Source organism: Photobacterium sp. R1, assembly GCF_054600795.1.
Genome location: NZ_BAAHZP010000015.1, coordinates 1 through 20,268, shown reverse-complemented (window position 1 = coordinate 20,268; position 20,268 = coordinate 1). Strand labels below are relative to the sequence as shown.

At 53.3% G+C, this 20,268-nt stretch carries 18 protein-coding genes; 12 read left to right on the top strand and 6 right to left on the bottom strand.

Annotation, left to right across the window (positions count from 1 at the left end; genetic code table 11):
• Window positions 1–21 precede the first annotated feature (21 nt).
• The gene (locus ACYP03_RS19870) at window positions 22–2,616 is read left to right on the top strand and encodes a TRAP transporter permease (RefSeq protein ID WP_459781866.1); all 2,595 of its coding nucleotides are present in this window, start codon (window positions 22–24) and stop codon (window positions 2,614–2,616) included.
• Between the two features lie 80 nt (window positions 2,617–2,696).
• Window positions 2,697–3,131: a universal stress protein gene (locus ACYP03_RS19865; RefSeq protein WP_330960388.1), complete on the top strand. Its 435-nt coding sequence runs from the start codon at window positions 2,697–2,699 to the stop codon at window positions 3,129–3,131.
• On the opposite strand, the gene ACYP03_RS19860 is transcribed toward ACYP03_RS19865, so the two are convergent.
• Together ACYP03_RS19860 and mpl are read right to left on the bottom strand one after the other, a co-directional pair.
• Window positions 3,132–3,749 carry a flavin prenyltransferase UbiX gene (locus tag ACYP03_RS19860; protein WP_459781865.1) on the bottom strand — a complete coding sequence of 206 codons (618 nt, stop codon included), beginning with the start codon at window positions 3,747–3,749 and terminating at the stop codon, window positions 3,132–3,134.
• Window positions 3,739–5,103, bottom strand: a complete 1,365-nt coding sequence (gene mpl, locus ACYP03_RS19855; RefSeq protein WP_459781864.1) for a UDP-N-acetylmuramate:L-alanyl-gamma-D-glutamyl-meso-diaminopimelate ligase — start codon at window positions 5,101–5,103, stop codon at window positions 3,739–3,741. The genes ACYP03_RS19860 and mpl overlap by 11 nt, the downstream gene beginning before the upstream one ends.
• Before the next feature lie 194 nt (window positions 5,104–5,297).
• Between mpl and fbp the strand changes: the two genes are divergently transcribed.
• Window positions 5,298–6,314: a class 1 fructose-bisphosphatase gene (fbp, locus tag ACYP03_RS19850; RefSeq protein WP_248141576.1), complete on the top strand. Its 1,017-nt coding sequence runs from the start codon at window positions 5,298–5,300 to the stop codon at window positions 6,312–6,314.
• Window positions 6,315–6,463: 149 nt separating this feature from the next.
• Window positions 6,464–6,994, top strand: coding sequence for an inorganic diphosphatase (ppa, locus tag ACYP03_RS19845; protein ID WP_248141577.1), 531 nt, complete (start codon window positions 6,464–6,466; stop codon window positions 6,992–6,994).
• Window positions 6,995–7,028: 34 nt separating this feature from the next.
• Here ppa and ACYP03_RS19840 read toward each other — a convergent pair whose 3' ends face one another.
• From ACYP03_RS19840 to tamA, 3 genes are read right to left on the bottom strand one after another with little or no spacing between them, the layout of a single operon-like run.
• Complete coding sequence (locus ACYP03_RS19840; RefSeq protein WP_459781863.1) at window positions 7,029–7,415, bottom strand: gamma-glutamylcyclotransferase family protein; 387 nt, start codon at window positions 7,413–7,415, stop codon at window positions 7,029–7,031.
• A 19-nt stretch (window positions 7,416–7,434) separates the two neighbouring features.
• On the bottom strand, window positions 7,435–11,208 hold the full coding sequence (tamB, locus tag ACYP03_RS19835) for an autotransporter assembly complex protein TamB (protein ID WP_459781862.1): 3,774 nt from the start codon (window positions 11,206–11,208) through the stop codon (window positions 7,435–7,437).
• A complete protein-coding gene (gene tamA / locus ACYP03_RS19830) occupies window positions 11,205–12,926 on the bottom strand; it encodes an autotransporter assembly complex protein TamA (protein ID WP_459781861.1) in 1,722 nt (573 codons plus the stop codon). Before tamA ends, tamB begins: the two co-directional genes overlap by 4 nt.
• A gap of 211 nt (window positions 12,927–13,137) precedes the next feature.
• Between tamA and msrA the strand changes: the two genes are divergently transcribed.
• The gene (gene msrA, locus ACYP03_RS19825) at window positions 13,138–13,770 is read left to right on the top strand and encodes a peptide-methionine (S)-S-oxide reductase MsrA (protein WP_459781909.1); all 633 of its coding nucleotides are present in this window, start codon (window positions 13,138–13,140) and stop codon (window positions 13,768–13,770) included.
• A gap of 32 nt (window positions 13,771–13,802) precedes the next feature.
• Here the strand turns inward: msrA and ACYP03_RS19820 are convergent, their stop codons facing one another.
• Entirely contained in the window at window positions 13,803–14,018 is a 216-nt protein-coding gene (locus ACYP03_RS19820; protein WP_459781908.1) for a DUF1107 domain-containing protein, read from the bottom strand.
• A 299-nt stretch (window positions 14,019–14,317) separates the two neighbouring features.
• Here ACYP03_RS19820 and ACYP03_RS19815 point away from each other — a divergent pair, with 299 nt between their 5' ends.
• The 7 genes from ACYP03_RS19815 (at window position 14,318) to ACYP03_RS19785 (ending at window position 19,533) form a co-directional block, all read left to right on the top strand.
• A complete protein-coding gene (locus ACYP03_RS19815) occupies window positions 14,318–14,875 on the top strand; it encodes a YtfJ family protein (protein WP_330960383.1) in 558 nt (185 codons plus the stop codon).
• Window positions 14,876–14,944: 69 nt separating this feature from the next.
• Window positions 14,945–15,241 (top strand): hypothetical protein, encoded by a 297-nt coding sequence (locus ACYP03_RS19810; protein WP_330960382.1) that lies wholly within the window; start codon window positions 14,945–14,947, stop codon window positions 15,239–15,241.
• 40 nt (window positions 15,242–15,281) lie between these two features.
• Window positions 15,282–15,884, top strand: coding sequence for a zinc uptake protein ZrgA (gene zrgA / locus ACYP03_RS19805; RefSeq protein ID WP_459781859.1), 603 nt, complete (start codon window positions 15,282–15,284; stop codon window positions 15,882–15,884).
• A gap of 49 nt (window positions 15,885–15,933) precedes the next feature.
• Window positions 15,934–16,626, top strand: coding sequence for an ABC transporter ATP-binding protein (locus tag ACYP03_RS19800; RefSeq protein ID WP_459781857.1), 693 nt, complete (start codon window positions 15,934–15,936; stop codon window positions 16,624–16,626).
• Window positions 16,623–17,882 carry an ABC transporter permease gene (locus ACYP03_RS19795; protein ID WP_459781855.1) on the top strand — a complete coding sequence of 420 codons (1,260 nt, stop codon included), beginning with the start codon at window positions 16,623–16,625 and terminating at the stop codon, window positions 17,880–17,882. The genes ACYP03_RS19800 and ACYP03_RS19795 overlap by 4 nt, the downstream gene beginning before the upstream one ends.
• 12 nt (window positions 17,883–17,894) lie before the next feature.
• Window positions 17,895–18,383 (top strand): DUF3299 domain-containing protein, encoded by a 489-nt coding sequence (locus ACYP03_RS19790; protein WP_248141587.1) that lies wholly within the window; start codon window positions 17,895–17,897, stop codon window positions 18,381–18,383.
• A gap of 259 nt (window positions 18,384–18,642) precedes the next feature.
• Window positions 18,643–19,533 (top strand): TIGR03899 family protein, encoded by an 891-nt coding sequence (locus ACYP03_RS19785; protein ID WP_459781854.1) that lies wholly within the window; start codon window positions 18,643–18,645, stop codon window positions 19,531–19,533.
• The last annotated feature ends 735 nt before the right edge of the window (window positions 19,534–20,268 follow it).

Here is a 20,268-nt window from a genome sequence, read left to right as displayed (position 1 = left end):
CTCCTGAAATAAGGAAGTAGTATGACAAAAACCGACTCGAACGATGTCCAGGACATGGTGGCACAGGCGGATACCGGCGCACGCAGTCCCGAAGGACTGCAGGGACGAATTTTGTGGGTGGTGGCCCTTTGCTGGTCATTGTTCCAGCTTTGGTATGCATCCCCGCTCCCTTTTATCACCGATATCGGTAAATTTAACAGCACCGAAGCGCGTGCTATCCATCTGGCCTTTGCGATTTTTCTCGCCTTTACTGCTTTTCCGGCCCTCAAAAGCTCGCCCAGAGACAGAATTCCGCTGCAGGACTGGATATTAGCCCTGCTGGCCAGCTTTGCAGCCGGTTATATCCTTCTGTTCTACGAAGCTCTGTCCGGCCGTGCCGGAGCACCGACCACCTTTGATGTGGCCACAGCCGTCATGGGGATGGTGCTGTTGCTGGAAGCGACACGCCGGGCCCTGGGGCCGCCGTTGATGATCGTGGCCTCCGTATTCCTGCTGTACACCTTTGCCGGTCCGTACATGCCGGATGTCATTGCCCACAAAGGTGCCAGTCTCAACAAAGCCATGTCACATCTGTGGCTGACGACAGAAGGGGTCTTCGGGGTCGCGCTGGGTGTATCCACGGCTTTTGTTTTCTTATTCGTGCTGTTTGGCGCCATGCTGGAACGTGCCGGTGCCGGCGCCTACTTCATCAAAGTCGCTTTTTCATTGCTAGGCCACATGCGGGGCGGTCCGGCCAAAGCGGCCGTCGTAGCATCCGGTTTATCCGGACTGGTCTCCGGTTCGTCAATCGCAAACGTAGTGACCACGGGCACATTCACCATTCCCCTGATGAAACGCGTCGGCTTTCCCGGCTACAAAGCCGGTGCAGTTGAAGTTGCCGCATCAACAAACGGTCAGCTGACACCACCAATTATGGGGGCCGCGGCTTTCCTGATGGTGGAATATGTCGGTGTGTCTTATGTGGAAGTCATTAAAGCCGCCATTCTGCCTGCGCTGATCTCCTACATCGCGCTGCTTTACATCGTCCATCTGGAAGCCTGTAAAGCCGGAATGACCGGACTGCCGCGCCGTTACCGTCCCACACTGGCACAAAAGCTCCTCTCATTTACCGGGATCATCGTCGGTCTGACTGTGATCAGTGCCCTCGTTTATTACGGGATTGGCTGGACCAAAGATGTCTTTGGTGCTGCAGCCACACCTATCATTGCCGTTGCGATCCTCATCGCCTATGTGGCTCTGATCCGGGTTGCCGCCGACTACAAGGATCATTTACTGGAAGATCCCGATCAGGAGCTGACCGAAGTCCCGGATCCGGGTCCGACCGTAAAATCCGGCCTGTACTTTCTGCTTCCGATTGTCGTGCTGGTCTGGTGTCTGACCGTGGAGCGCTTCTCTCCGGGCCTGTCTGCTTTCTGGGCAACCGTCTTCATGATTTTCATTCTGCTGACTCAGCGTCCGTTGATGGCGTTGTTCACCAAAGAGCAGTCGTTGGCAAATGCTGCCCGAGAGGGCTGGCATGACCTGCTGGAAAGCCTGGTTTCCGGCGGCCGGAATATGATTGGGATCGGTGTTGCGACAGCAGCAGCCGGGATCATCGTTGGGGTGGTCACCCTGACCGGTATCGGGCTGGTCATGACGGACTTCGTCGAGTTCATTTCCGGCGGCAACATCATGCTGATGCTGCTGTTTACGGCGGTGATCAGCCTGGTCCTCGGTATGGGACTGCCCACTACAGCAAACTACATCGTGGTCTCGACCCTGATGGCGCCGGTCATCGTCACACTGGGTGCGGAAAACGGCCTGATCATCCCGTTACTGGCTGTGCATTTATTTGTGTTCTACTTCGGAATTCTGGCAGATGACACGCCGCCGGTCGGTCTGGCCGCCTTTGCCGCCGCAGCGATTGCCAAAAGCGATCCCATCCGGACTGGTATTCAGGGCTTCACCTATGACATCCGCACCGCGATCCTGCCATTCATGTTTATCTTTAACACCCAGCTGTTACTGATGGACATTGATACCTGGTGGCACCTGATGCTGACTGTGATATCAGCCATTCTTGCCATGCTGACGTTCTCGGCTGCCACACAGGGATGGTGGTTTACCAAAGTCAGATGGTGGGAAACCGTTGCCCTGTTAGTGATCACTTTCTCTCTGTTTCGTCCGGGGTTCTGGTGGGACATGGTCTATCCGCCCAAACATGAAATGCCGGGCACCCTGATTGTGGATGCGGCCGATAAACTGGCTGCCGGTGAACCACTTGAAGTACAGGTGACCGGGATGGATCTGCTGGGCGATCAAGTCACTAAGCATGTTCTGCTGCCATTTGATAAAGATGCCACAGATCCGAACCAGAAAATTACCTCTACAGGTCTGATGCTCAAACAGGAAGGCGAGAAGATGATCGTCGAACTGGTTGAATTTGGCAGCCCTGCTGAGCAGGCAGGCATTGATTTTGGCTGGGAAATCGTGACCGTCAGTCTGCCGGCAGCACGGCCAATGAAAGAGTGGGTGTTTGTGCCGACAATCGCACTGCTGGTGTTACTGGGCTGGAATCAGCGACGCAAAGCAAAGCTTGAAACAACTCACAAAGGTGAGCCAACCAAAAGTGCCTGACCGGACTACACTCTAGTCAGACGAAACACCTTCATCCACAGGCAGCCCTGCCTGTGGGTGTCTGACACAAAGAGGATGCCATGTATAAACACATTCTGGTGCCAGTCGATCTCAATGAAGAAGGGTTCTGCCACAAAGCCGTCGAACTGGCTGTCTGGCACGCCCGTCAATCCGGCGCAGTCGTCCACTTACTCAACGTCCTGCCCGGCATCCATATGGCGATCGTGTCCAGTTATTTTCCCAAAGATGCAGCCCGTAAAATCATGCAGGAGACCCAGCAGTCCCTGAAACAGTTCGCCGCGGAACATATTCCGGACGATGTTCAGCACACTGAAACCGTCTCAGAAGGCAAACCCTGGACAACCATTGTTGACCATGCGCATCAGCTCAAAGCGGATCTGATTATTATGCCCAGCCATCAGCGTTCGGGGGTCGATAAGCTGATGCTGGGTTCTGTCGCCGCCAAGGTTGTGGAAAATGCCCCGGGGCATATTCTGGTGCTAAAACCGGACTGATCAGGCGCGGTGATCATACCCCCAGCGCGGCACCAGTCCCTGCTCAACGCCAAGATGATCCAGAATCCGCGCCACCATAAAGTCGATCAGATCGTCAATCGTCTTCGGCTGATGATAAAAGCCCGGCGCGGCTGGCATAATGGTTGCGCCGAGATTAGAAAGCTTGAGCATGTTTTCCAGATGCAGGGATGAAAACGGGGTTTCCCTGACCACCATCAACAGCTGACCCCGCTCTTTCAGCACCACATCCGCGGCACGCTCCAGCAGATTGTCCGACATGCCATGAGCTACAGAAGCCAGCGTACCGGCGGAACAGGGGCAGATCACCATTTTCTTCGGTGCCGCCGAACCTGAAGCGACCGGAGAAAACCAGTCCTCTTTGCCGCACACCACCAGCTTATCGCCCTGATAATTCAGGTGCGCCGCCAGAGCCGTTTGCGCCACTTCCGGCCCCGACGGTAACTTCAGTCCATGCTCAGTTGCCAGAACCACCCGGGCTGCCGAAGAAATCAGCAGATACACCTGATAGTCCGCCGCCAGCAGACATTCCAGCAAACGCAGGCCATAGGGGGCACCGGATGCCCCGGTCCACGCAAGCGTGACCCGCTTATCCTGCATTGAAACCTCCCAGGGCGCGCAGCAGCTTGTCATGAATTCCGCCAAAACCACCGTTACTCATCACCAGAATGTTATCGCCCGGGCGAGCCGATGCGACAATCTGTTGCACCAGGGCATCAATATCGCCTTCACAGACAGCCGGTTGCGAGCACAGATCCGCAATCTCCTGCACTGACCACGGGATCGTGTCGGGCTGGAAGAGGAAAACTTTATCTGCTGCTGCCAGCGCAGGCGCCAGATCCGCTTTATGGACCCCCAGCTTCATGGTGTTCGAACGCGGCTCCAGCACCGCCAGGATGCGCGACTCGCCAACTTTGGCACGGAGCCCGCCAAGCGTCAGTTCGACTGCGGTTGGATGATGGGCAAAATCGTCATAGACCTTCACCCCGTGCTGTTCGCCTTTCAGCTCCAGTCGGCGCTTGGTATTAACAAAACGCGCCAGTGCATCGCAGGCCAGCTCCGGTGTCACGCCGACATGACGGGCCGCCGCGATCGCCATCAGGGCATTGCTGACATTATGATCGCCGACCAGATCCCAGCGGACTGTACCTGCGTGCTCGCCCTGGAACAGGACCTCAAACTCACTGCCGTCTGCACTCGATTTACGCGCCTGCCAATCGCCGTCTTCACCGCTGTATTCCAGCTCGCTCCAGCACCCCATGGCCAGGGTTTCATCAATCGCAGCTACGCCTTTCGGCGCCAGAATTTTTCCTTCACCCGGCACGGTCCGGACTAAATGATGGAACTGGCGCTGAATGGCGGCCAGATCCGAAAATATATCTGCGTGATCGAACTCCAGATTGTTCATAATTAGCGTTCGTGGTCGATAATGAACAAACTTAGAACGCTTATCGAAAAAAGCACTATCGTATTCGTCCGCTTCGACGACGAAAAAACAACTTTCGCCTAAGCGCGCGGAAACACCGAAGTTTCCGAGCACACCGCCCACCAGAAAACCGGGTTGATAACCACAATCCTCAAGGATCCAGGCCAGCATGCTGGCGGTCGTCGTCTTCCCGTGAGTCCCGGAAACTGCCAGCACCCAGCGGTCATGTAACAAAAATTCCTGCAGCCACTGCGGGCCCGAGGTATAACGCAGGTTTTTATTCAGAACAGACTCCACACAAGGATTTCCGCGGCTCATGGCATTGCCAATCACCACCAAATCTGGTGCAGGTTCTAATTGGGCAGGATCATAACCCTGAATAATTTCAATACCTTGAGACTCAAGCATCGTGCTCATCGGCGGATAAACATTGGCATCGCTACCGGTCACTTTATGGCCAAGCTGCTTCGCCAGCATGGCGGCACCGCCCATAAAAGTACCGCAGATTCCGAGAATATGGATATGCATAACTGTCGGCTCACAAACAAAAAATAGGTCACGACCACGCTTCAGTGTTACTTCGTTACCATAAAAAAGATCTTTATATACAATTGCATCAAACAATAACTGGCCAGTGGCCTGGGGTACAGTTCAATTGTCCGAAAAGAGGCATTGTACCCGACATTTCTTACCCCCATGACAACACGATGCAAGGATTGTATATGTCCGATATTAGAACCCTTGGCGAGTTCATTGTCGAGAATCAGCACGACTTCCCCCATGCCAGCGGTGAACTCTCTTCTCTGTTGGGTTCCATTAAACTGGCGGCCAAAATCGTCAACCGTGAAATCAATAAAGCAGGTCTGGTTGATATTACCGGCGATGTCGGCAGCGAAAACGTTCAGGGTGAAGCCCAGAAAAAACTGGATGTGTATGCCAACGAGAAATTCAAGGCTGCACTGGAAGCCCGCGGCCAGGTGTGCGGCGTGGCGAGTGAAGAAGAAGACGAACTGGTTGTCTTCAATAAAGAACTGAACCGCGAAGCGAAGTACGTGGTGTTAATGGACCCACTGGATGGTTCTTCGAACATTGACGTAAACGTTTCCGTCGGCACAATCTTCTCTATTTACCGTCGGGTTTCCTCCGTTGGCGGCCCTGCAGAAATTGAAGATTTCCTTCAGCCTGGCCACAAGCAGGTTGCTGCCGGTTACATTATTTACGGTTCATCCACCATGCTGGTGTACACCACCGGCAACGGCGTGCACGGTTTCACCTACGACCCGTCTCTGGGCGTGTTCTGCCTGTCACACGAGAACATGACCATTCCGGAAGATGGCCGGATTTACTCAATCAACGAAGGAAACTACATCCGTTTCCCGCAAGGCGTGAAAAAGTACATCAAATACTGCCAGGAGAATGTGCCGGAAGATGATCGTCCGTACACCTCCCGCTATATCGGTTCTCTGGTCGCGGATTTCCACCGCAACCTGCTCAAAGGGGGGATTTATCTCTACCCGAGCACGGCCACGCACCCGAACGGCAAGCTCCGCCTGCTGTACGAGTGCAACCCGATGGCCTTCCTGATTGAACAGGCCGGCGGTGTCGCCTCGGATGGTCAAAACCGGATTATGGAGATCAAACCGACTGAACTGCACCAACGCGTGCCTTTCTTTGTCGGTTCAACCAAGATGGTCCAGAAAGTGGAAAGCTTCCTGAAAGAATTCCCTGACGCCGAATAATTCAGCCCGTGCCCGGCTCCCTCAGCCGGGCATTCTTCCCTGCTGACCGCCCCGCAAGTTCCCGAAACGTCTTAGAAGCTGTTTTTTTCACAGCGAGTCGTTATAATTCCCGGCGATAAAATCATCTGAAAACTATCAAGGAATTCATCATGAGCCTGAACAACGTCCCTGCAGGTAAAGAACTGCCAGAAGACATCTACGTTGTCATCGAAATCCCGGCAAACGCTGATCCAATCAAATACGAAGTCGACAAAGACTCTGGCGCGGTATTCGTAGACCGTTTCATGTCTGCACCAATGTTCTACCCATGTAACTACGGTTACGTGAACAACACACTGTCTCTGGACGGTGACCCGGTTGACGTACTGGTTCCGACCCCATACCCGCTGCTGCCAGGCTCTGTGATCCGCTGCCGTCCGGTTGGTGTTCTGAAGATGACTGACGAGTCTGGTGAAGATGCGAAAGTTGTTGCCGTTCCTCACAGCAAGCTGACCAAAGAATACGATCACATCAAAGATGTGAACGATCTGCCAGAACTGCTGAAAGCACAAATCACACACTTCTTCGAGCGTTACAAAGAGCTGGAATCTGGTAAGTGGGTGAAAGTTGAAGGCTGGGCTGACGTTGAAGCAGCAAAAGCTGAAATCATGGCATCTTACGAGCGCGCTCAGGAAAAATAACTCCCGCGGTCGAAAGTCCATAAAAAAACGCTCCTCAGGGAGCGTTTTTTGTTTCCGGAGTCTGTCGTTCAGCCCAGGCGACCCAGTCACCTTCCGGGATGAGTAGTGAACGGCCAAGCGGCTGCAAATACAGGTAAATCCAGGCCTCACCATAGGGCGTTAGGACACGCTCACGACAGTATTCTTCTCCCAGCCCTTCCAGAATATCCAGTTCACGAAAGGTTCCGGCATCCACGTCATAGACTTCACCGTGTACTGCAACATCAGCAGTGTCCTGCCTTAATGCCGCCGGATAAGGCCCAAGATCATACATCGCAAATCCGGGCAGCTGACAGGCGCCGCGAAATACTGCCGTCGCCATCAGGCCGTGATTCGACTGATACCGACGAAGACTGCCATAGACAAACACCCGAGTGTACACGTCCAAACATCCTTTCTGGTTAATTAAACTCAAACTGATACAGCAGATCGACTGCACTCTCAAGCCCGGACACCGCTTCGACATACAAGTCCTGCAACAGTTTATACCGGATTGTAAACTCGCCGATCGGGTTAAATATCCCCACGCCGTATTTTACTTGCAGTCCCGGATAAATATAACCACTGATGGTGACCTGAGAATCATCTCCGGCACCGGCGGTATCCAGCGTTAAATCCTGTACACCGAAAGCCTCGCCGACATTGCCGACCAGCTGGCTGCTGCGCGACAGCCCCATACTGATCAGTGCGGTGGTCATCGCACCGCCGCCTTCGGGTGATTCGCTGTCGAGGTTACGCCCGCGCAGGATGTAAGACAGCGCATTCTGCTGAGGCATCGCCGGATCAGAGAAAATATCGACCCGAGGCTCATCCGCCGGGCCGGTCACCCGGATCCCTGCTGTGACTTCATCTTCAATATTGTTCGGATTGCGGATTGCTTCAACCGACAGGTAAGGCTGATCCGCTGGGCCATTGAAAGTGATCAGGCCTTTGCGGATCACCAGCTCCTGCCCAAAGGCGCGGTAAGTCCCGTCATCCACCTTAATTTCACCATAAACCAAAGGCGTTTTGTCCTGCTGGTTCACTTTGAGATTGCCCGACAGGCCCGCATCAAGACCGAAGGCTGACAACCTGACATCCGGGCCAATCCGGACCATCACGTTGGTTTTAATCTCAAAGGGCACCTTAGTGTCAGTTTCTATCGGCTTGAGATCATCCGTCAGCAAAATTTCATCATCCGAAACCTGCACTGCCGATTCCGGCAGACGATCAACCGTGATCCGCCCCCACGGAATGATCACGTTCCCGCTGATCTCTGCCATTTTCGGTGCAGCGCTGATCTTGAGATCGGGCGAGACCTTCATGGAAATCATCGGAGGGACATTCACTTCCAGTTCGCGACCGTTCACTTTAAGATTCGTGCTCCAGCTCGCCATATCCGCCCAGTTTGCATCCCCCTGCAACAGCAACTGGCCATCCGGTGTATCCAGTTCACCGCGCAGCAGCGCGCTGTATCCGTTAAAGTTTGCGACAATCTCTCCGCGATCGAGATCCAGCGGGACTTTTCGGCCAATCGCTTTCAGCTGGGAGATTTTAAAAATTCCCTGAACCTGCGGATGCAAAATCGGCCCGCTCAGCGTCAGGTTTGTATCAACCTGACCGCCGAAGGTGTGATAATCAGCCACCAGTGGCTGCAGGAAGTCCAGCCGGAAAGCATCCAGCTTCACCGCAGCATCCAGTTGCTGCTCACCACTCAATTGAGTAATGCGTGCATTCCCGGACAGATCACCGTTATCTTTCACTGCCACCAGCCAGTCTGCGGTCAGCACATCATTGCGCATGTCGGCGTTCAGAGTGATCTGATCCCACCCGATGGTCATCCCCGGTTCATCCGCCGCGGCCTGCTGCCGCACGCCGCCTGCAGGCAATCTGACCTGCGCCTGCAGCACTGGTGGCTGCTGAGGAGACCAGCTTACGTTTGCCGTTGCGTTCAGTTCTCCGTCCAGCTTCAGCTCCGGCGGCAGGAATGGTTTCAGAATCGCAAAGCCAAACTGATTGATCGAAAGTGCAGCCTGTCCCCGGGCCCCGGCTTGCAGCGGCTGGCTCAGGCAGACGGATGCTTTATCCTGTCCCCAGCAATGGGCAGCAACCGTCACATTTTGCTGACTCAAATTATAAGCCAGCGCCGTGGGTTGATTCAGGCGCCACGGCCCCACCGATGTCTCCAGGCTACCGCGCTGCAGTAATCCCTGCCAGCCCTGTTGCCGATCCAGACTGCCGCGTACAGCCAGTGACGTACTGACCGGCTCACCATCCAGCGTCAACGTCAGCGTGTGCTGCGCTTCGGTTCCCTGAAACAGAATATCCAGCTTTTTCAGCTTGGCCGCATCCTGATAGCTGCCTTCCTGTGCCGTCAGATGTATATCTGCGGCCAGTGTGGGTAAGGGCGTGACCCGTCCTTTCAATTTCAGGCTCTTCAGCTGTGCCAGATCCTGCCAACCCAGCGCCTGCCCCGTCAGATCCAGGTCAACCGCCGGTTCTGACATTTTACCGCTCAGTATCAGATTGCCGTTTACCCGTCCCCGCAGGCCGGGCACGGACTGCGCCAGATCCGGCGCCTTGACCGTCGCCGACAGATTCCAGTTTTCCTTCAGACTTCCCTGCGCGCTCAGACCGTTGGGACCGTGCTTTAACGTCAGCCCCTGTGTCACCAGTTCAAACGCTCCCTTCCCGCTTTCGTCACCGGCATCCAGCTGACCGGCAAGATTGAACGGCTGGCCAATCACTTCCCCGTCGATATTCAGCTCAGGCAATTTCACATACCATCCGCCCTGTGCCGTTAAACCACCCGATGTGCGCAGCCTGCCGCTCAGTTTTCCCTCTGCTTGCGGCCACTCCAGCCCCGGCTGGATATCGGTCAGGTTCAGTTGCCCCTGCCAGTTCACAAGCTTTGCCCAGCTCGCCTGTGCATTGCCTGAAACCTGCCCGCCCAGAGTATTCACCGTCAGGTTTTCCAAATCGACATCGTCCAGGGTCCCTTTCCCTTGCAGATTCACATCGATTGCCGGCATTGGCTCGCCGTCTGCCTTGGTTTTCACCGTAAAGGCGTAACCATTCAGATCACCTTTGGCATTAATCGCCGTATCCTGAGCCACAAACTCCGGTTTATCATCGAGCGGCCACTGTAAGTTATTGCTCACTACATTGATGTCAAACGGCAGGTCTGCATCCAGCGGAGAAAGGGTTCCCTTTAGTTTGGCATCGAGCCGCCCCGTCAGCGCCAGGTCCAGTGCCAGCTTCGCCAGCGAACCGGAAGCTGCCAGCTTCACGTGATGTCCCTGCACCGGCTCCATGGCGATTTCTGACGTTGCCTTCAGGGTAAGCGGGTACTCACCTTTAAGTTCAGCTTCCCCGTTCACATCCAGGGTCGCCTGAGGAACATCCACATAGAGCCGCGTCAGTGTGACCTGGCTTTTGTCCGCCTCAGCCACCAGCTCCAGCGTATTGACCTTCTGGGGAGTCTTGCCTTCCAGCAGGAAGTCTTTCACTGTAAAACGCTCAATGGTGACTTTCAGCGGCAATACCACATCCGGCAGTACAATCGACTCCCGTTTCGTCTGGGTGTATGCCTCCGCAACATCTTCGGCCTGTGCCTGAGTCTGCTCCTGAATTTCCTTTTCTGCCGGAGGTGCCAGATTCAGGGCAATCCCTTCCCAGTCCGTTGGCTTCAGGGTCAGATGGCTGCCGGTCATGGTTGCAGCCGAGCTGAAATGCTGCCAGCGGGCCCGATTCCCGAGAATATTCAGCTGAATATCATCCAGCGTGAGCCGCTCCAGCCGGACTGGCACCGGGAGTGCAATCTCCGTCAGCGGTTCACTGGGTTCGGGGGCTTCATCTGTCGTCGGTGGTAAGGCTGACATCACAAAGTCCAGCCCGCTCAGCGTCAGTTCACGGATACAGAGTTCAGGGATCGGCAAACAATCATCGTTGATGTTCAGTGTCAGCCGTTCACTACTCAGCGTCATCAGCTCATCCTGATAGCGCACCCCATTGAGGGTAAAGCCTTTGAGCAGCGCTCCGGAACTGTCTCTGACGGATAAGGCCGGCACAAACTTTTGCGCCCCCCACAGTGCGAGCCTCACCCCGGCATGGCTATAGAGCAGCGCCCACAGCAATAAGGTCAGCAGCATCACCAAGGTCAGCAGCCCCAGGGACAGTCTTTTTAACCAGCTCATAATTCAGGCCCCAGAACGAAGTGAAGTTGGAAACGCTCGTCTGGCTTGTCGAGCCCCCAGGCAAAATCCAGTCGGATCGGCCCGACCGGCGAAGCCCAGCGGATCCCAAAACCAGCACCGGCCTGCCAGTCCGGATTTTCTATCCAGGAGGCGCCGTAATCATAGAACAGTGCCCCCCACCAGTTCCCGGTCAGGCGGTACTGGTATTCCAGCGTCGAAGCAAGCATGTTTTCACCACCGGTTTGCTTGCCTTCACTGTCATGTGGCGAAATAGACTCGTAGTGATAGCCTCGTAAACTGTTATCGCCACCGATGAAAAAGCGCATAGACGGCGGAATATCTTCCAGCGCATCAGACCAGATTGTCCCGGCATCCAGCCGGGCCAGAAAACGGTGATCGGCCGCATAAGAACGGATCCAGGCACTCCGGCCTCTCAGCTTCACCAAACGGTGATCTGAACCAAACGCCGGATCGGAATATTCGAGCTGAAGCAGTTGCTTGTCGCCCCAGGTTGGCCAGCTGCCGCCCCGCAAGCGGGTACGGGACACGCTCAAGCCCGGGATCACCATAAATGACGTGCCTTGCTCAAACTCACCCTGACGATAATCCTCATACAGCAGACGCACGGAGGCTACGCCATTCCAGGCATGATCAAACCGCCAGTGCCGCTCAACACCAAAGTGATATTCCGTGCTGATCGTGTCGTGGTTATCGACATATCGAATCGCCCCGATTAACTGGTAGTAATCTTCAAGGACGTTATCGAGCGGAATTTTATACGTTGCCTGGACCTTGGGCTGGATCTTGGAAATTTCGGTACGGACATCCAGGCTGTGGCCTGCACTGTTGATCCAGGGTTTTCGCCAGTTGAACTTCAGGCGCGCGCCAACATCGGTTGAATAACCGATACCTGTCTCGATTTTATTTTTGACCTCGGGCCTGAGATCAACCCGGATCGGGACAGTCCCCTCGCCGAGTTCGTTCACATCACCGCCCACGAAAATAGAGGAAAACCAGCCCACGGTAGACAAACGCTGGTTATATTCGCCCACTTTAGACACCAGATAGTAGTCCCCCTCTTCAAACGGAGAAAGCGAACGGACCTTGTGTTCATCGATCTGGCTGCCGGTAATATCAATTTCCCCGAACTTGTAACGCCGGCCGGAATCAAATTCGATATGAATAAAGGCCTGATTACGGCCCGGAGCGACTTCCAGCCGGCTGCTCTTCAGCTTGGCGTCAAAATACCCTTTGCGCAGCGCCAGGCTCTCCAGGCTGGATTTGAAAGCATCATACTTGCCGTGGTTCAGGGTTCGTCCCTTTTCTAACCGGCTGTCCCGCTTCAGGACAAAAAAATCCAGATCGTCTGCCGCTTCGCCCGTGATCCGGATGTCACTGACAGCAATTTGTGTTTTCGGGCCTGGCTCTACCTGCACCGTCAGCGTGCTGTCCTGCCCGTTCTCTTCCAGACTGTACGTCAACACCGGCTGATAACGCCCCAGAGCTTTCAGTGCCGTACGGATCTCAGTTTCCAGCTGGCTTCTGAAACGCAAAGACGGACTGTAATCTTCCTTCGGAATAGCAGCGACATAGATATCGACATTTTTCTTCAGACTGCCGCTCAGCCCGGTAATATTGAGCCCCATATCTGCCCTGACAGGCAAAGTCACCACGAATACAGCAACTGTTAACAAACAGCGCCGAAACAAAGTCATCATTCTTATTTGTCTTCACTTATTAGAATGTTATTAGATTGCGCGCATATTTTATTCTGACAAGAGCCGAGGCAAAGTGCCAACCCTAAAGACAAAAAGAAAACAATCGGGTCCGCACCGGTCTGTTGATCAAGCGGAAAAAAACGGCGCTATTGATTGTCAGCCGCGAATCCTCTACTTTTTGCCTTATTAACCGTGTAATTAGGAACCCCACATCATGGATAAACAGCAGATGATCTCACCGGAATCGGCCCTGCCAGGCCGTTCTACGCCACTGATTCCGTCTGAGCCGCATGCGCTCTTCGGCACTCAGCTTGATGCACCTGTGCCGACAGGCATGGAAGAAGTTGTACTCGGCATGGGATGCTTCTGGGGGGCTGAACGCATGTTCTGGCGCCAGCCGGGTGTTCTCAACACAGCTGTCGGTTACAGCGGTGGTTTCACGCCGAATCCGACCTATCAGGAAGTGTGTACCGGCCAGACCGGCCATACTGAAGTGGTACGTGTCGTTTACGACCCGTCACAAACGTCGCTGGAACGCCTGCTTGCCCAGTTTTGGGAAAATCATGACCCAACACAGGGCATGCGTCAGGGCAATGACATCGGCACACAGTACCGTTCGGTCATCTACACCACCAGCGACAGCCAGCAGGCCGAAGCCGAAAACAGCAAAGCCAGATATCAAAATGCATTGCAGAACAATAACCGGGATGCACTGATCACCACAGAGATCCAACCGGCACCCGAGTTTTTCTTTGCTGAGGATTACCATCAGCAATATCTGGAAAAAAATCCTCAGGGATACTGTGGCCTGGGTGGAACAGGGATCTGCCTGCCTCCGCAATAACCATCATCCGCTGCGCCAGACCCGCTCTGGCGCTAGCTGGTATAACTGGCGGCTGCCAGAACCTGGATCTCCCGGTTTACTTCAGACAAGACGTTCAATGCCTTTTTATCCCGGTTTAAGGGCGGCAGTAAGCGTCCGCAGTCAAATTCGAATGCGCCGACACCGACGATAAACAGACGGCCGCGAAAGTAATTTTTCACGTATCGTGCAATTTGGTTTGGACGATAGTGTTTAAATATTTTCAGCATCATATCCCTCAACTCCCTGAACCTTTGATCCTGAGTAGACAAAAAAGTTGCATTAGCGATGTCAAATATATGCAAAAGGCTTGCCACGATTTTCTGCTTTTACTTCAGACCAAATGCTCAACAACGCCCAACTGTAGGATAAAAATGTTCAGCCTGCGCAATCCATTTTCAAGAAATCACATTTTTATCAGCAGACCGGAAAAACAGTGACCCGCTTCAAGGTTAACAATCTGGTTCTACCAGTTAACAAAAACTCAACTAAGATAAGGCAGCACAATCATAAAGAAGGAACAACCTACATGAAAATGAAGTCATTGATCGCAATTTGCGCATTTCTGCCTGCACTCGCATTTCAGGCTCAGGCCCACAATCTGACCGTCGGTCAGCCGCTGCCCAGCACCAGTGTCTCGGAACAGGGAGAGCTGATTTTAAACGGTGACGATATTGCCTATCAGCCATGGCAGTCCAGCCAGCTGACCGGCAAAGTCAGGGTGATCCAGGCCATTGCCGGGCGCAGTTCCGCCAAAGCTCTGAATGCTCCGATGATCGAAGCGATCAAAGCTGCCAATTTGCCTCATGATCAATACCAGACCACAACGATCATCAATCAGGATGATGCCATCTGGGGCACGGGCGGTTTCGTGAAATCCTCTGCTGAAGACAGCAAGAAAGAATTTTCCTGGTCATCTATTGTTCTGGATGCCAACGGTAAGGTCCGCTCACGCTGGGCACTGGAAGAAGAAAGTTCAGCCATTATCGTGCTGGATCAGGCTGGTAAAGTTGTATACGTCAAAGACGGACAGCTGAGTGACAGCGACATTCAGCAGGCAATGTCAAAAATTCAGTCCCTGCTGTAATCAGTCTTTCGGGAAAGGATGTAATGATATATTATTACATCCTTTCTCAGGAGTGACAGGGACAGACAGTTGCGTTATCCATTCGAGAGTGTATGGCACAAAGGGTTACTGGCCCTGCTCTTCAGCCTGTTCATTCTGACAACTCCTGTTCAGATCCTCCACGATCTCAGTGCCCTGAGTGATACACAGCATTCAGAGTTCGACTGCCCATACTGCCATGCAGCGCCTGCCGGTTTGCTCAGTTATGTGCATGCCATCCCGACACAGACATTCACCGCAGCGCCAGACATCCCCCCCGCTTTCAGCCGGGTCGATTGGCTGAGCCCTCCGCCGTCCGCCCGTGACCCGCCCATCCGCTTCCGATAAATCTTGAACATACATCATCTTTTTTTATTGGGAGTTTTACATGAATACTCAACATTTTCGTGCGGCCTCATGGCTGCTGGTTTCGGCTGCCGCTTTTTCCGGCGCCTCTCAGGCTCACACTCAGCATGAAGCCCATGTTCATGGCCAGGTTGAACTGAACATTGCACAGGACGGCAATGACCTGCTCATTGAATTCACAGCACCTGCAGCCGATATCGTGGGATTTGAACATCCGCCGCAGACTGAACAGGACCAGTCGATACTGAAACAGGCTCTGCAAACACTGAATCAACCAACCCTGCTGTTCAACCTCAATACAACAGCAGGCTGTCATCTGCATGAAAGCCATGTCTCTGACACCTTATCGGGTCATTCCGAGACAGCACACGAGCACCACCACGAACATGAGCATGAGCATGAGCATGAAAAACACGATCATCATGATCACGAAAATCACAATGAACATGCCGGGTTCAGCGCCCAATATACTTTCCGTTGCGACACCATCAGTAAGTTGAAATCGCTTCATCTTGCCTGGTTCACAGCCTTCCCGGCGACAGAGAACATTCAGGTTCAGGCCATTACCGAAAGAGGACAGCAGGCAGCCACGCTTCAGGCAACGCAGCCTGTCTTCCGTTTCTGAGTCTCAGCCACCTGAAGGGAGGGGGCCATCCCCCTCCCCGGAGAACATCATGACTGTCATGCAACTGAACCAAGTTCGCTTTCGTTGGCCCGGGCAGCAAAGCGACATCCTGAACATTGACTCGCTGTCCCTGGCACCGGGGGAGAAGACCTTTCTGAAAGGTCCCAGCGGCAGCGGAAAGTCCACTTTACTTAGTCTTCTGGCTGGCATACATCAGCCCCAGACCGGTCATATCCGGCTACTGAACCACCCGTTCAGCGCGCTATCGGCTTCCAAAAGAGATCAACGCCGGGCCGATCATATCGGGTACATTTTTCAGCAATTTAACCTGCTCCCTTATCTCTCGGTTGTGGATAACGTCCTGCTGCCCTGCCATTTTTCCTCACTCAGAAAGAAAAATGCCGGACAGCCCGAGCGTGAAGCAAAGCGGCTGCTCAGTGCACTCCAGTTACCGGACGAATGCCTGTCTCGACAGGTCAGTCAGCTCAGTATCGGCCAGCAGCAGCGCGTGGCCGCCGCCAGGGCCCTGATTGGCCGTCCGGCGCTGCTGATTGCAGATGAGCCGACCTCAGCGCTGGATCACGAGAACCGAAATCACTTTATCAAACTGATCATGGATGAATGCGAACACGCCGGCACCAGCCTGTTTTTTGTCAGCCATGATCCCACGCTGACTGATGGCTTTGATCAGATTCTCAGCCTGACGGAACTGAATCAATGCAAGTCAGGAGAATGCATATGAAAGCCCTGATTCTTCTTGCCTGGCAGAGCCTGCGTAACCGAAAAACGACAGCCATGCTGACCGTGCTGACGGTTGCGATTTCCACAACCTTACTACTTGGGGTGGAAAAAGTACGTACACAGGCAAAAGCCAGCTTTGCACACACCATTTCAGGTACAGACCTCATTGTCGGTGCTCGTTCCGGGCAAGTGAACCTGCTGCTTTACTCGGTATTCCGTATTGGAAACGCCACCAACAATATCGACTGGCAGAGTTTTCAGACCCTGCGCCAGCAAAAAGCCGTCAAATGGGCAATTCCGATTTCTCTCGGAGATTCCCACCGCGGCTTTCGGGTGATCGGAACCAATCAGGATTACTTCCGACACTATCAATACGGAAACCGGCAACATCTGCAATTTCAGCAGGGCGCTGCTTTTCACGGACTCTTTGAGACAGTCATCGGCGCAGAGGTTGCCCGAAAACTCGGCTACAAAATTGGGGATGCCATTATTGTTGCCCATGGTATCAGCGACCAGGCGTTTACCCGTCATGACAAGCTGCCTTTCACAATCACCGGAATTCTGGCGCCGACAGGTACACCCGTGGATCGCAGCGTGCATGTCTCACTGGCAGCCATTGAAGCGATTCATGTGGGCTGGGAATCCGGTACCCGTCTGGGTCATACGCCTGACTCTGAAACGCTGAGCCATCATCAGTTTCAGCCGCAGCAAATTACGGCAGTGCTCCTGGGACTGAACTCTAAGATTCAGACCTTTACCTTACAGCGCTTTATCAATACCTTCGCCGGGGAACCCTTAAGTGCCATTATGCCCGGTGTCGCGCTGCATGAACTCTGGGGAATGATGTCTGTTGCTGAGCAGGCTCTCTTGGTGATCTCCGCCTTTGTGGTCATTGCAGGGCTGCTGGGGATGCTGTCCAGCCTGCTGACCAGCCTGAACGAAAGACGCCGGGAAATGGCAATTCTGAGGGCGACGGGAGCCCGACCGGGCTGGATTGCCGGACTCCTGTTTCTCGAAGCAACCACTCTGACACTGATCGGCATTCTGGCCGGAACCATTGCACTCTATGGCGGGCTCTGGCTGAGTCACGAATGGCTGCTTGATACATTTGGCTTATTCCTGCCTTTGACGGCACCGACGCCGTATGAATGGGGATTAGCGGGCATGATATTAGTCGCCGGCATGCTGACAAGCTTACTCCCGGCCTTGCGTGCTTATCATCTCTCACTGGCCGACGGCATGACCATTCGAATTTAAAAGGAAATCACCATGAAATACTGGATCGTTTTACTGTGCTGCTGGTTTTCATTCACAGCAACTGCAAAAGATACACTGACGCTGGACTGGATAGATCTGATCCCGGTAAAAGAAAGGAAGTTGTTTGACCAAAAAGGTATGCCGAACATCTCGCATGAGAACACTCAGAGCGCGCTGCAGCAACACATTGGCTCAGTACGATCTGAGCTGGATGGCAGTCTGGTCAAGATCCCTGGTTTCGTTATTCCGCTGGAAGGAGATGAGAATACGGTTACGGAATTCCTGTTGGTGCCTTACTTCGGCGCCTGTATTCATGTACCGCCGCCGCCGCCAAACCAGATTATCTATGTGAAATTTCCCAAAGGCGCACCAGTACAGCAACTCTGGGATGTGGTGTACGTGACAGGAAAACTGAAAGTGCAAACCGTAGAGCATGAGATCGCTGAAACAGGTTACCTGCTCAACGGGACAATAATAGAAGCATACGACGATGAAGGATAAGTAGTATCCTCACTGAACTGGCTTACCTTACACATGGGATGCAAGGTAGGCCAGGATCATGACATATCCGAGTAGTAACAAAATATCTGTTATACGCTTACTGTTCTTTTTCGTCATCAGCCCCTCCTTGATAGCACAGCTTCATCACACCGGGCGATTAACAAATTTAACCACTGATTAACACAAAAGTCACGCCTCTTGCTAAAGATTACGATCGAATGTAAAAACTATATGGATTGCAGCAGGGAGTGAACGTCGGATGAGCACTGATAATCAGGCCAGTGTCCAGCCAGTACAAGTCGTACCGGCATCAGAAAAGAACAGTAATCAAAAAAGCTCTGTACGAAGCAGCCGTTTTCGAATTCAGTCAATCGCACGGCATCATGTCGTGGGAGCTCAGATCGACGAAGATCATGAGAAGACGCTTCAGGAACGGACCGAAAGTCGTCATCAAAAGCTGCAACAGCGCCAGCAGCAGAATCTGGAACGCATCTTTAAACTTAGCTATGACAGTTGCCTGGACGAAACCGCGGGCGAACCGGATCCGGACTGGATCCATCTTTTTATGACCATAGCACAAGATATTTTCAGCCCGCCAATGCAGAAACTTTGGAGCCGGATTCTCCGTCAGGAAGTCCTCGCACCAGGTTCGATCTCCCTGAAAACCATGCTGACCCTCAAGCAAATGACCCAGCGAGACGCTCAATTGTTTCGCCGCGCTTGTATGCTCACGTGTCATTTTGGCCAAGATCACAGCAAGAAACTGCTCACCGGCATCAAATACAAAACGGGTTTATTTCGCCAGCTGAAAAGCCCGTCGATCGATAAGCTTAACCTGGGCTATTATCAGCTGCCCTACTCCCATTTACTGGAATTAATCGGGTTAGGTCTGGTCTTGAATACGGAACTTGAGTCCGGGAAACTCCAAAATGATGTCGCCTTGCACTTTCACTACCAAGGCAGTGATTATCAGCTGCAGCCAGCTACAACGACCCTCAGCCTGCTCTATTATCGCCTGACCCCCGTTGGTCAGGAGATAGCACAATTATTGGGGAATCACCGCCATGATGAATACAAAAGCAATCTGACGGAATTGCTGAACAAGCACTTTATCGTCACCAGTGATGCTTCCTCTAGTCATGTGATCTGAATTTTCACACCTCCTCACAACAAGCAGACCTGCTCACGGCTCTCGACTGAGCAGGTCGCAATCACATCACATTCCAGAGGAATGTACAGCTGATCATCTCCCCCCACTTTCATCCCTTCGCAAACGGTATTGATAGAAAGCACTTGGATGCGCTTATTCTTGGTCTACTACTTGGCTTCACACTGATTTACAGCCAGTTAGATGGCATATCGAACGTATCCAACGAAACAAACGAGCAAGAACACTCATCAAGCCGCTTGTAAGTTATCCTGACACAATTCATTCTTTATAAAGCAGAACCAACTCGTCATAACAGTGACGTTATGAACTTTGAGCAAACACAAAAGATTGCCACGTGAAGATCGCTTCTTTATCAAGGTTTCAGATGTACTTGGCCGGAGTTCTTTCGTCGAAGGATGAACATCAAGTTCTGATCGCCAAAAGCTCAGCTTTGGGTCGGAGGTGAGCCTCCTGAGACTCTGGACTCTGAAATGAATGGGGGAACGCCTAGGATCTCACACAACCGGGAGGCGTCCGGCCGAAGGACAGATATCAAATCCCCAACGTAAAAAAGCCCCACTCTTTCGACGGGGACGCCTAGTCTGAGGCTTTTCGTCAGTGAGAAATTATCAGAACCCTGAATAGCAAAAGACCCAGTCATTGCTGACTGGGTTTCTCTAAGAAGTGGCGGAGCGGACGGGACTCGAACCCGCGACCCCCGGCGTGACAGGCCGG